Source organism: Anaerobium acetethylicum, from assembly GCF_900096945.1.
In the GTDB taxonomy this organism is placed as follows: Bacteria; Bacillota; Clostridia; order Lachnospirales; family Lachnospiraceae; genus Anaerobium; species Anaerobium acetethylicum.
The window spans coordinates 13,271-26,091 of the sequence record NZ_FMKA01000025.1 but is presented as its reverse complement, the minus strand read 5'-3'; the positions used below and the strand labels follow the sequence as shown (position 1 = coordinate 26,091).

The 12,821-nt window shown below is 41.6% G+C and carries 12 protein-coding genes; 9 read left to right on the top strand and 3 right to left on the bottom strand.

What is annotated here, in order from left to right; all coding sequences use genetic code 11:
- Positions 1 to 322: 322 nt before the first annotated feature.
- On the top strand, positions 323 to 1,030 hold the full coding sequence (locus tag BJR36_RS15060; RefSeq protein ID WP_091235865.1) for a DNA alkylation repair protein: 708 nt from the start codon (positions 323 to 325) through the stop codon (positions 1,028 to 1,030).
- Between the two features lie 244 nt (positions 1,031 to 1,274).
- Here BJR36_RS15060 and BJR36_RS15055 read toward each other — a convergent pair whose 3' ends face one another.
- Together BJR36_RS15055 and BJR36_RS15050 are read right to left on the bottom strand one after the other, a co-directional pair.
- Positions 1,275 to 1,580: a type II toxin-antitoxin system RelE/ParE family toxin gene (locus BJR36_RS15055; RefSeq protein ID WP_091235864.1), complete on the bottom strand. Its 306-nt coding sequence runs from the start codon at positions 1,578 to 1,580 to the stop codon at positions 1,275 to 1,277.
- On the bottom strand, positions 1,573 to 1,854 hold the full coding sequence (locus BJR36_RS15050; RefSeq protein ID WP_091235863.1) for a type II toxin-antitoxin system prevent-host-death family antitoxin: 282 nt from the start codon (positions 1,852 to 1,854) through the stop codon (positions 1,573 to 1,575). Before BJR36_RS15050 ends, BJR36_RS15055 begins: the two co-directional genes overlap by 8 nt.
- Positions 1,855 to 2,198: 344 nt before the next feature.
- Between BJR36_RS15050 and BJR36_RS15045 the strand changes: the two genes are divergently transcribed.
- The 6 genes from BJR36_RS15045 to BJR36_RS15020 all read left to right on the top strand — a co-directional run bounded on the left by BJR36_RS15045 (position 2,199) and on the right by BJR36_RS15020 (position 9,324).
- Positions 2,199 to 2,906 carry a LytR/AlgR family response regulator transcription factor gene (locus BJR36_RS15045; protein ID WP_169823725.1) on the top strand — a complete coding sequence of 236 codons (708 nt, stop codon included), beginning with the start codon at positions 2,199 to 2,201 and terminating at the stop codon, positions 2,904 to 2,906.
- Positions 2,906 to 4,222: an ATP-binding protein gene (locus BJR36_RS15040; RefSeq protein WP_091235859.1), complete on the top strand. Its 1,317-nt coding sequence runs from the start codon at positions 2,906 to 2,908 to the stop codon at positions 4,220 to 4,222. The genes BJR36_RS15045 and BJR36_RS15040 overlap by 1 nt, the downstream gene beginning before the upstream one ends.
- A gap of 144 nt (positions 4,223 to 4,366) precedes the next feature.
- On the top strand, positions 4,367 to 7,261 hold the full coding sequence (locus BJR36_RS15035) for a glycoside hydrolase family 3 C-terminal domain-containing protein (protein WP_091235857.1): 2,895 nt from the start codon (positions 4,367 to 4,369) through the stop codon (positions 7,259 to 7,261).
- A gap of 355 nt (positions 7,262 to 7,616) precedes the next feature.
- The gene (locus BJR36_RS15030; RefSeq protein ID WP_091235855.1) at positions 7,617 to 8,372 is read left to right on the top strand and encodes a carboxymuconolactone decarboxylase family protein; all 756 of its coding nucleotides are present in this window, start codon (positions 7,617 to 7,619) and stop codon (positions 8,370 to 8,372) included.
- A 25-nt stretch (positions 8,373 to 8,397) separates the two neighbouring features.
- A complete protein-coding gene (locus BJR36_RS15025) occupies positions 8,398 to 8,901 on the top strand; it encodes a flavodoxin (RefSeq protein WP_091235853.1) in 504 nt (167 codons plus the stop codon).
- A 36-nt stretch (positions 8,902 to 8,937) separates the two neighbouring features.
- Complete coding sequence (locus BJR36_RS15020; protein WP_091235851.1) at positions 8,938 to 9,324, top strand: MerR family transcriptional regulator; 387 nt, start codon at positions 8,938 to 8,940, stop codon at positions 9,322 to 9,324.
- A gap of 172 nt (positions 9,325 to 9,496) precedes the next feature.
- On the opposite strand, the gene BJR36_RS15015 is transcribed toward BJR36_RS15020, so the two are convergent.
- Positions 9,497 to 10,540 (bottom strand): LacI family DNA-binding transcriptional regulator, encoded by a 1,044-nt coding sequence (locus tag BJR36_RS15015; protein WP_091235849.1) that lies wholly within the window; start codon positions 10,538 to 10,540, stop codon positions 9,497 to 9,499.
- 492 nt (positions 10,541 to 11,032) lie between these two features.
- Here BJR36_RS15015 and BJR36_RS15010 point away from each other — a divergent pair, with 492 nt between their 5' ends.
- Positions 11,033 to 11,905 (top strand): ABC transporter permease, encoded by an 873-nt coding sequence (locus BJR36_RS15010; RefSeq protein ID WP_091235915.1) that lies wholly within the window; start codon positions 11,033 to 11,035, stop codon positions 11,903 to 11,905.
- 10 nt (positions 11,906 to 11,915) lie between these two features.
- Positions 11,916 to 12,812, top strand: a complete 897-nt coding sequence (locus BJR36_RS15005) for a carbohydrate ABC transporter permease (protein WP_091235846.1) — start codon at positions 11,916 to 11,918, stop codon at positions 12,810 to 12,812.
- The last annotated feature ends 9 nt before the right edge of the window (positions 12,813 to 12,821 follow it).

Sequence of the window (12,821 nt, the reverse complement as noted above, 5' to 3'; positions counted from 1 at the left end):
ATGTAAAAGAGCATGCTGCAAAAAAAGATTCTGCAACTACCCAGTCCCAGATGGGTGGCGAAAGTCGCGGTAGATAACCATCAGAAAAATAACTATATATGAAATCCGTATATGCCCGGCAGTGGACACTGCCGGGCATATCGCTATGTATAGGAATAGTGCGATGATTGCACTGGAAGTGCATATGGAAGAACGGATTCATAGAGGATTGTACAGATGATTGATGGATATCCTATAGCAATTAAAATTCCGTAGTGGTAAAATTTATACGAAAGAAGTTTGGTTTGAAATTCAGCAGCAATCTTTGACGGGAGGATAAAATATGGACCACATGATATCAGAAATCAGAAAAGAGCTTGAACAAAACGCTGATGATAAAACGAAAAACAGTACGCAGCGCTTTTTTAAAGAAGAGGTAGTATGTTATGGCGTAAGATCTGCAATTGTGGGGAAATTAGCTAAGAAGTACTATGGAGAGATAAAGGGAAAGAATAAAACGGAAATATTTTCTTTGTGCGAGGAGCTGATGAAATCGGGTTATTGCGAAGACGCATATATAGCATTCGAGTGGGCGTTCCTGACCCGTAAAGAATATGAGCCTGATGATTTTCAGATGTTCGAACGCTGGGTCGGAAACTATGTAGACAATTGGGCTAAATGCGATACGCTCTGCAATCATGCAGTCGGTTCTTTCGTGGAACAGTATCCGCAATATATCCAGGAACTCAAAAAGTGGACGAAGTCTGATAACAGGTGGTACAGGCGTGCCTCTGCAGTATCCCTGATCCTGCCCGCGAGGAAAGGTCTTTTTCTCGATGACATTTTCGAAATTGCTGAAAGCCTGTTGAAGGATAAAGATGACCTGGTTCAAAAGGGTTATGGCTGGATGCTGAAAGAAGCAAGCAAAGCCCATCAGAAAGAAGTGTTTGATTTCGTCATGAAAAACAAACAGGAGATGCCGCGAACTGCACTCAGGTACGCTATAGAGAAGTTTCCCGAGGATCTAAGAAGTATGGCAATGGAAAAGTAGATGTAACTGTTCAGAACTCCTGTCTCGCGAGGTGTTTTTATGCTGAGTTTGCATAAAAACCCGAGACATGCATGCGCCAAATTGCAGATTTTGCAATTTGTGTGCATCATTTGTGACTATGAAAGACGTAGTCCTGAATAGTTACAAGTAGATGTTTTGGTACCAGGTACCATAATCCTGGTACCTGGTACACATTCAGATAAAAAGCACTCAGAGATGAGTGCTTTTTGTGTGCCATAATCAGTTAGCGGAGAAAAGCGCCATAGTTCTGGCGGTCATCAATAATATAGTCGATTTTTACGCAGTTTTCGGATTCCTTGATTTGAAAAACAAACCAGAGATGCGGCCAGAAATTTAAGACTCGGTATTTAGAAGGGACATAACGAAGTCTGGCACATCCAATGAGAGGTTCGGATTCTAGAAAAGAAATTTTTTGGTCATAGGAATCCAGCAACCTAAGTGCACATTCTTCTCCATTATCCGAAAGACATCTTAAGGCATATTCTTCTAAAATGCCATTGGCGGCAGGAGAGACCTCAACTTTATACATGGGCTTTCTCCTTGATTAAAGCACGAAGATTATTGCTAACTGTGCGTGCTGGAATGTCAGAAATCCCAGCACGTCTTTGTTCCTCGATTTCAACCAGTTTTTCGCGAAGTTCTAATTGTATTTCTCTTTGATCGTAAGTCGCGATGTCCATAACAACTAAGTCACCTTCACCATTCTTGGTCAGGAAAACAGGCTCGCCTGTTTCTCTGCATAACTTTGAAATTTCGTTGTAATTTTGTCTGATTGTTGCGGATGGTTTAATAATCGTTTTCATAGTAATCACCACTTTCTTGTAATATTATAATAGAATTATACCTGTATTATACTATGTAATGGGCAGCTGTTCAATGTATCATAAAAAAACTTAGTTCTTCATGCATCAGATAACAAGTGTAACTATTCACGACGATGTCCTTCAAAGTCACCAAGAGTGAAAGAAAAAAACCTCGCAGTACAAGGGTTCTGAACAGTTACAAGTAGATATTCATAAATATAACTATTGCATTTCACAGACAAGTATTATAGTATTGTCAAAAAAGTGCATTTCTTGGACTAGAATCCAGATGATGCACGCAAACCGGCAAAATGCTGGAGGATTTTAAGATAGGGGAACGACCAATGGCTAGGATTGCAATCGTAGAGGATCAGATCGATGATTATCGTGTTTTAGAAGAATATATCATGAGGTATGGAAAGGAAAATAATATTCCGACAGAAATCATACATTTCGCAAATGGCCTGAATTTTCTGGATGAATATACACCGGATTTTGATGTGGTATTCATGGATGTAGAGATGCCGCATCTTGATGGAATTGACACTTCCAGAAAACTAAGAAAAATAGATAGTTCTGTGGCACTTGTTTTTGTCACAAATATGATTAAGTATGCAATCAATGGATATGAAGTCAATGCAATTGACTTTATGGTAAAACCGGTGACCTATTATAATTTCTCAAAAAAAATGGAAAAAGCATTGCTTTACGCGCAGAGAAGTAAAGACAGACACCTGGTTCTGTATAAAGATGGTTGCGCTGTCATTGTTCCGATTCAGTCCATCTATTATGTGGAAAAGGATAAAAATTATGTGGTATTTCACACACAAAAAGGTGAATTTCGGCAGAGAACAACGATTACCGCGATGGAAGAGGAATTAGAACAATACGGATTTTCTAAATGCTGCTCTGGCTCTATTGTCAATCTTGCCCATGTCAGCGAAGTGAGAGCAGACAATCTGCTGGTGAATGGAGATCTGCTTCCAATTGCCAGGAGGCAGAAAAAAGAGTTCATGCTGAAATTTGCACAGTATTTTGGAGGGGCAGTATAATGGATATTATTTTTGATAACGGCATTGCATTGTTCGGATTTATGGCCCCCCTGCAGATTTCTCAGCTGCTGTTCGCGTGGAGGGCAAAACACAGAGAACATTTTGCAGTGAGATTTCTATTTGCAGAGCTGCTGTATGTGTTGTGCGGAATAGGAATTATAGCGGCGATTTATTACGGAAGGCTATCCGGATCCAACATACTTATGTATTTTATCATATTTGCATGCAGCGTTGCAGTGATAAAGCTGTGTTACGACATCCCTAATATTGAAGTTGTGTTCATTACAACATGCGGATATGCACTGCAGCATATGGGATATTCGATTTATGCAATAATGCAGTACTATCTTTTTGAAGCAGATATAGGTGCAGCTGCGGATACACTTTTTAATATGGGCGTCCAGTTCTTGGTTTTGCTTGCCGCGTATTTTCAGGTCATAAGAAGAAATGAGTTCGCCGGAGAACGGCGGGAACGAGACCCGAGGATGGTGGCTTTGGCGGTGCTGATTTTATTCTTTTCTGTGTGCCTGAGCGTCTGGACCTCTGTTGAAAGCCAGGACGGTAGTGAAGCAGCTCAGATCCTTGGAACTGTGATCTGCAAATTATATGCCATTATCAGCTGTGCACTGGTCATCAGCATGGAATATGCGGTATCGCGTATGAATATGATCAGTAAGCAGAACGAATTCATGGAGCAGCTGATCCATACGCAAGGCAGTCAGTTACAGATGTCCAAGGAAAGCATTTCTATCATCAACCGAAAATGTCATGATATCAAGTATCAGATGAAGGCGTTGGGAATGATGAACAATACAGATAAAAGACAGGAATATGTGGATGATCTGAGAAAAGCGATTTCTATCTACGATTCAGTCTATCATACCGGGAATGAGGCGCTGAACCTTTTGCTCCAGGAGAAAACACTCCTCTGTGATGAGTATCGGATCCAGTTCAGCTGTATGGCGGATGGGGATATTCTTTCTTTTATTTCTCCGGACGATCTCTATGTGCTTCTGGGAAATGCATTGGATAATGCAATCGAAAGTGTCATGAAAGAACATGATATAGATAAGCGCGTCATAAGCATGAACATAGGCTTCAGACAGGGGATGAAGAGTATCCATGTGGAGAATTATTGTAAAGAAAAAGTGGAATTTCAGAATGGCCTGCCGGTAACATCGAAGAAAGATAAAAATCACCATGGATTCGGAGTACAATCCATTCAGTATATTACAGAAAAATATCACGGAAACGTTGTGATGCAGAACAGGAAAGATACCTTCTATCTTGATATCTTCTTCCCAACAGAATCCTGACCGAAAAAACCAGAACCATAACCGATTATCACCACAAACGGTTATGGTTCTGGTTTTGTGTTTATATATATTAATAAAGTCTGACATGCATGCAGCAGCTTTGCAACACATTAGGTTTAGGGATATTTTTAAGGAGGATGAAGAATGTTAGGTATTAACTGGAGTGATGTAATATCGATCCTGAATCTGCTGAGGGTGTATTTGATCGTCTTCGCAGTTCTTCTTGTTTTGGCAATTGTGGTGACAATTGCAGTAAGGAAGCGAAGGACGCCAATTAAGAAATTTGTAAGAAGACAATCCTGGATCGCCATGCTGATGGCAGTCGTAGTCATTTTGAATCTGGTTTGTTTCGGACCAATGTCAACAATGATTTCCCTGGCAACAGGAAATGGATCCATTGAAGAAGAAACACTAGAGGAATCATCCGCATTAAGCGAAGAAATTGCGGCAGAAGGTATTGTAATGATGGAAAATGATGATAGTCTTCTTCCGTTAGCAGATAACAATACAATCAACGTGTTTGGATGGTCATCCACAAATCCTTGTTATGGGGGAACCGGATCAGGATCCATGAATGATGACTATCCGATCGTAAGTCTTCTGGAAGGGTTAAACAATGCCGGACTTGAGACCAATGCAGGATTAAGTGATTTCTACACAGCATACAGGGAAGCAAGACCGGAAATTGGTATGTGGGCACAGGATTTCACTTTACCAGAACCAACGGTAGACAGCTACTCAGATGAATTGATGGAAGATTCAAAGGAATTCTCGGATGTAGCAATGGTCGTTGTATCCAGAGTTGGCGGAGAGCATTATGATCTGCCAAGGGATATGAGTAAGGTGACATATGAGAACAACTCCGAGGATTACAATGATTTTGAAGCCGGAGAGCATTATCTGCAGCTGAGCCAGAGTGAAGAAGACCTGGTTGCATATGTTTGTGAAAACTTTGATAACGTTATTCTGGTATGCAACAGTGCCAATGTTATGGAACTTGGCATTGCAGATGAATACGACCAGATCAAGAGCGTTATCTGGTGTCCGGGAATGGGACAGAGCGGATTCAATGCCCTTGGTAAAATTCTCGCTGGAGAAGTAAACCCGTCCGGTAAATCAGCTGATACATTCGTATATGATCTGACCCAGTCTCCATCATGGAACAATTTTGGCTCCTTTACTTATGACAATATGGATGAATTCCAGATTTCAGAAGACGATGCATTTATGCCGAATGCACTCCCGACCTTCGTTAATTATGTGGAAGGCATTTATGTGGGATATCGTTATTATGAGACTGCTGCAGCAGAAGGACTGATTGACTATGGCAGCACGGTACAGTATCCATTTGGACATGGATTAAGCTACACCTCTTTTGAACAGGAGATGGGCGGGTTACAGGTATCGGATGGAAGTATCAGTTTTGACGTAACTGTAACAAATACAGGTGATGTCACCGGAAAAGATGTGGTAGAAGTATATTATAATCCGCCATACGAAAATGGAGGAGTGGAGAAATCTGCTGCAAATCTGGTAGCTTATGATAAAACAGAAAGCTTAGAGCCAGGCGAATCTGAAGTAATCACAATCACATTCAACGAAGAGGATATGGCTTCTTATGATACTTATGGAGAAGGCAGTTACATACTGGATGCTGGTGATTATGCAATCAGTATTAATAGCGATTCTCATACAGTACTTGATTCTGAAACTTATACAGTTGATGCTAAAATTGTATATGATGAAGGCAATCCGCGTTCTACAGATGAAACAGCAGCAGTAAATCAGTTTGCAGCTTCTGAAGGCACAGAGAACATTTATTTGAGCCGTGCAGACGGATTCGCAAATTACGAAGAGGCTGTAGCTGCACCGACATCATTCAGCATGTCAGAAGAAGACAAGGCGAGCTTCGTAAATAACAGCAACTTTGATGTAAATGACTATACCGACGAAGCAGATGAAATGCCTGCAACCGGAGCTGATAATGGTCTGGAGCTGGCGGATCTTCGTGGTGCAGAGTATGATGATGAGCGATGGGATGCGTTGCTGGACGAGCTGACTGTATCCGAGATGACAGACATGATCGCTCTTGGAGGGTACTCAACAGCGGAAGCTTCGGGTATCGTAAAAGTACGTACCACGGACTGTGATGGGCCGGCTGCAATCAACAACAACTTCACTGGAGTAGGTTCCATCGCAATGCCAAGCAATGTTGTACTTGCAAATACATGGAATACAGACCTTTCCTTAAAATTCGGTGAAAGTATCGGGGCAATGGCAGATCAGATGAATGTGTCCGGATGGTATGCACCATCTACAAACACGCATAGAAATGCACTGGCAGGACGTAACTTTGAATACTATTCAGAAGATGGATTCCTTGCAGGAACCATGGTTGCAAACAGTGTTCAGGGAGCAAAAGAACACGGCGTATATTCTTATGTAAAACATTTTGCCTTGAATGAACAGGAAACCAACAGATGGTCTATGGTCTGCACCTGGAGTACAGAGCAGGCAGTCCGTGAAAATTACCTGAAACCTTTTGAAATCGCTGTAAAGCAGGGTGGAGCGGAAGCAATCATGTCCTCCTACAACTACATCGGATCAACATGGGCAGGTGCTCATAATGGATTACTGAACAATGTCCTTCGTGGAGAATGGGGATTCAAAGGAATGGTTCTTACGGATTACTTCGCAAACTTTGGATATATGGATGCTGAGCGTTCTATCTTAAATGGCGGTACTTTCTGCCTCTCGACTTACGATACAGGATCAAACTATATTGTTGATACAGACAATCCAACAGTCGTAAAGGCAATGCGTCAGGCATCAAAGGATATCCTTTACACCGTCGTTAACAGCCGTGCATATGTTCCGGCAAACTTACAGACCGGTCTTTTGAACTGGCAGATTATGGCGATTGCCATTGATGTTCTGTTGGCAGGCATTATCGTAATACTTGAAGTATTTGCAATCAAAGGATTTAAAAAGGATAATGTGAATACTCTGGTTGTAGAAGACGTGTTCGAAGGAGTGTAATTTCATAAAACAAACAGAGTAATGGCATAAAACGATTGTCTGTGACAATATTGCAGCCAGAAGAAAAATGAAACACGAGGGTCCTGTCCGTAATTGGGGAAAGGGCTCTCTGTTTTTTGCACGACAAATCACACGAATAAAATCAATGAAATTAATCAGAAAACTAAGAAAATTAACGACAATTACGATTTTGCTTGCCTTGAAGTGAACTCCAGGTGATATGCTTGAATCAGCCAAATAGAAAGATGCTACTACAGGCTGGATTGTAAAATCTATTTTTTTCGAGTGGCACTATAAAGAGAATAAGTGGATAACATTCCAGGTCATTTAGGCTTCAAATAAAGAGGAGGATACCATGGCAATTACAGAATTTTCAAAACGATACCATGAAAAAATGTTACCGGGATATGAATCCGGGTTTTTAGAAACGGACCCTGAGTTTATTGAATTATTTGATAACTTCGCATTTGATGAAGTGATTAATCAGGATGATTTTGATGACAGAACCAGGTTTATGGCAATCCTGGCTGCACTCCTTGGCTGCCAGGGAATTGACGAATTTAAGGAAATGCTTCCGGCAGCGTTAAACTTTGTCGTGACGCCGGTGGAAGAAAAAGAAATCGTTTATCAGGCAGCAGCCTATCTGGGGATAGGGAGAGTATTTCCATTTCTGCATGCCGTAAATGATGTGCTGACTGCAAGAGGAATAAAGCTGCCATTAGAAAACCAATCAACGACTACACCAGATGATCGTCTGGAAAAGGGGGTTCAGGCACAGGTTGATATTTTCGGTGAAGGAATGAAAGAATTTTATAAATCAGGACCCGAAGAATCCAGACATATCAATCACTGGCTGGCGGACAACTGTTTTGGTGATTATTATACCAGAACCGGACTGGATTTAAAGCAGCGGGAAATGATCACATTTTGCTTTTTGGCAGCGCAGGGTGGCTGTGAACCGCAGCTGACAAGTCATGCGGCTGCAAATATGAAAATGGGAAATGACAAACAATTTTTGATAAAGATCATATCGCAATGCCTGCCCTATATCGGATATCCACGTTCCCTGAATGCATTGCGCTGTGTAAATGAAGCAGAGAAACTTTTATAAAAATATAATCAGGAGGTTATAAAACATGGCAAAAGAGTTAGTTGTATATTTTTCAAGAAAAGGAAATAATTATGTAAATGGTTCCATTAAGAACTTAACTGTCGGAAATACGGAAGTGGCAGCAGGGATGATTCAGGACCTGACGGGGGCAGATCTGTTTCAAATCGAACCTGTGACAGAGTATGACGCTGATTACAATATATGCATAGAAGAAGCACAAAGAGACAAAAGAGCAAATGTCAGACCGGAATTTAAAAATGCACCGAAAGACATTGCTGAATACGATACCATTTATCTGGGTTATCCAAATTACTGGGGAACCATGCCGATGCATGTGTGGACATTTCTTGAAAAATATGATTTTACGGGAAAGACCATAAAACCATTGTGCACCCACGAAGGCAGCGGAATGGGAAGCAGTGAAAATGACATCAGAAAATTATGTTCCGGTGCAAAAGTTGAAAAGGGTCTTGCAATTCAAGGAGGAAGCGTAAGCGGAGCAAAAAGCGCAATCGCAAAATGGCTATAAAAAAATAGAGGATTAGAAGAAAAGGAGTGTAATACGATGACAATCGCTGAAGTAAGCAAAAAGTTTGATTTGACAGCAGATACCTTGCGCTATTATGAAAGGATCGGATTATTACCGACGGTTAATCGTAACAGCAGCGGGAACAGGGACTATACAGAGGAAGACTGCCGATGGGTTCAGTTTATTAAATGCATGAGAAGTGCAGGGCTTTCTATCGAAGTTCTGATAGAATATGTTTCTTTATTTCAGCAGGGCAACGAGACAACAGGCGCAAGAAAAGAATTGTTACTGGAGCAGAGAAAGCAGATAGTGGCAAAAGTTGAAGAGCTTCAGAATACGCTTGCATATCTGGACAAAAAAATAGATGGTTATGAAGAGCGTATGCTGAAATACGAAGAGAAGTTAAAGAAGTTTGATGAATAAGACAAGTATTATAGTATTGTCAAAAAGTGCATGCCTTATACTGAAATCCAGATGAAGGTGTTGGGAATGAGGCATTGAACCTTTTGCTCCAGAATAAAAATGAAACAGAGAGCCCTGTCCGTTTGAACGGAAAGGGCTCTCTGTTTTTTTGCGCATGTAAGTTTCCGATAGATCATTCCGTAATATTAGTTGAAGAACGGTATTTCACTACGGTTTTCACGTGCATCGTCCTGTAAGGAATGCCGGGATCATCGATTCTTGAAAGTAGCAGATCGGCAGCGATGTAACCCATTGCTGAACTGGGGATGTGAACTGTTGTCAGGTGGGGTTCGATAATGCGTGATTCCATGGAATTGTCAAATCCGCATAACCAGATGTCATCGGGAACGGAAATACCTAACGCTTTCAGAGCTTTCATGATATCAATTGCAATAAAGTCGTTTGCACAGATGAAAACTTCCGGCAATTGTGGAAGTGCACTTAGTTTTTTTGACAGCCATTTTGTGTCGCTATAGGGGTGTTTTCCACTTTCGGTAAAGCAGTTGTCAGGCGAAAAAGGGATACCTGAATCTTCCAGCGCATCGCGATAGCCTTTCCAGCGTTCATAAAAAGACTGGCAGTGGTAAATATCACCGGCGAAGCCGATGTTTTTCTTTCCGTGTTCTATTATTTTGCAGACCAGCTGGTAGATGCTGTCGTGATTTTCCATATATAGAAGATCAGCATCCAGAGAGCAGCTGGAGGGATTGGCACCGGTATCGACAAAGAGGGTAGGCAAATCCAGATTAGAGATCAGCTGGCTGTATGATTGGTCAAACATCTCAATGCATATGATTCCGTCGGTCGATTCGGCATTGAATCCGTTGGGAAGACTCAGAGACTCAATGTCATTTTCACGAATCATGTATATGGAAAGACGGCAGCCCTGGGAACTGATTTTTTCCTGGAAGGTGTTCAGCATATGAGCGCCAAAGTGCGAGCCGGTTGGCATTGAACAGGTCATCAACGCAATCTCATGGATTTCGCCTGCTTTTGGCTGAATTGGAAGTGCAGGCATATAGGCGAAATGCTTGTAGCCCATTTCAACAGCTTTCTGCAATATTTTTTCTTTCGTGGCATCGGCCAGCACACCGGTATTATTCAGCGCTTTTGAAACTGTATTTCTGGAGACGCCTAATGCGTCGGCAATATCCTGTATGGTAACTTTCTGGGGCATGGTATTCCTCCTGCTTGTTTTTGTGGAATGATTTATAGTTCTGGAATTTGTATGCATGATATGTGACGATGAAGGGCATGACACAGAATAACTACATTTGCCCTTGTAATTAATATACATGATAGAAGAAAATGTGTCAAATGTAAAAGTGGTTGATTGCAGAATGTGATGTCAGCGATAGTATTTCAATTAAAAACCACTAATATAAGTGCATATGTAAAATTAATAAAGTGCAATAGTAAAAAAATAAAAATAAAATGTAACATTGTAGTTGACAAAACGGTGAATATTTGATAGTATAACACTATAAAGTATAGCAAATGCACAAAACATTACGAAAAAAGATGTGGCAAAACGAAGTGCAGAATTTTACATATGTAAAACAGTGAGTGTAATGTTTCATTCTAAGTGAAAGGGGACGGAAAAGTGAAAGAGATAAAAACGGCTGCAGCTACGGCAGGACAAAGCAAGTGGAATAACAAATGGAAGTACATGAAAAGGAATTGGCAATTATATCTGATTTTTATGATGCCGGCATTTCTGCTTACCATTATTTTCAAGTACATACCAATGGGAGGCGTGCTGATTGCTTTTGAGGATTACAGCGCCATACAGGGGGTTTTTGGAAGTGAATGGGTCGGGCTGAAGCATTTTGAGAGGTTTCTTTCGTCGCCGGATTTCATGAACTATCTGGGCAACACATTGAAGCTGAGCCTCTTCGGCCTCCTGTGGGGATTTCCTATTCCGATTATCCTGGCGCTGCTTCTGAACAGGATACAGAGGGCTGGGATCAAGAAAAAAATTCAGTTAGTCATGTATGCGCCAAATTTCATATCGGTTATTGTTCTCTGTGGTATGGTGTTTATATTCCTGTCCCCGGTTGGACCGATTAATGGATTCTTTGGGACAAATGCAAACTTTATGACCATGCCTGCCGCATTCCGTACCATATATATTGCATCAGGCGTCTGGCAGGGTGCAGGCTGGGCATCTATCATGTATACGGCAGCGTTGTCGAATGCAAGTCAGGAGCTGACAGAGGCGGCAATCGTGGATGGGGCGAATATTCTTCAGCAGATCAAAAATGTCGACATACCTGCAATTAAGCCAATCATCGTTATACAGTTTATCCTGCAGGCTGGAAACATCATGAGCATAGGATTTGAAAAGGCTTTTGCGCTTCAAACGGCGATGAATCTGCCTTCATCGGAAATACTTGCAACTTATGTTTACAAATTAGGGCTTCAGTTGGGAGATTACAGTTTCTCGACAGCGGTAGGACTGTTCAACTCGGTCATCAATATTATTCTTCTGTTTGCCGTGAACACGATTGTCAAACGAATGAATGAAGGCCAGGGCCTATAAGGAGGAAGAGATGAAGATACAGAAATTTTCGAAGCTGTCCATAGGGGACAAAATTCTGATGGCTATGGGATATATAGTGCTGGGTCTGTTTGTACTGGCAATCATATTGCCGCTTGTCTATGTGGTGGTGGCATCCTTCATGGATCCGAATGTACTGAACAGCCAGGGGCTGAGCTTTGATTTCAGCCAGTGGTCGGTATCTGCATACAAGAGGGTATTCAAGGATGAGATGATCTGGAGAGGGTTCGTCAACTCACTGTTCTATTCGGTATCGTTTGCGGTGATTTCGGTATTTGTAACGCTGCTGGCAGCCTATCCGATGTCAAAAAAGGATTTTGTAGGAAAAGGATTTTTCAATATTGTTTTTATTATCACCATGTTTTTCGGAGGCGGACTTATGCCCACATACCTGCTTGTAGACAACCTGGGACTGATCAATACAGTCTGGTCGGTTCTGCTTCCGGGCGCGGTGAGCGTATGGAATATCATACTTGCGAGAACCTATTACCAGTCTTTGCCGGACGAACTGAGAGAAGCTTCGGCAGTTGACGGCGCATCAGAGCTGATGCATTTTTTCAAGATTCTGCTTCCGGTCTGCAAACCGATCATTGCCGTGCTGGCATTATGGCAGTTCGTCGGAATGTGGAACAGCTATTTTGACGCTATGATTTACCTGGAAGATGCCAACATGCAGCCATTGCAGCTGGTGCTTCGTTCCATCCTGATTCAAAACACACCAAGACCCGGTATGATTGCGGATATCCAGAGTACTGCAGAGATGTCGCGAATAGCCGAACTTTTAAAATATGCAACTATTGTAGTATCAAGTCTTCCGCTGCTGATTATGTATCCGTTCTTCCAGAAGTATTTTGACAGCGGGGTAATGGTAGGTTCTGTTAAGGGTTAACTTAAAAAA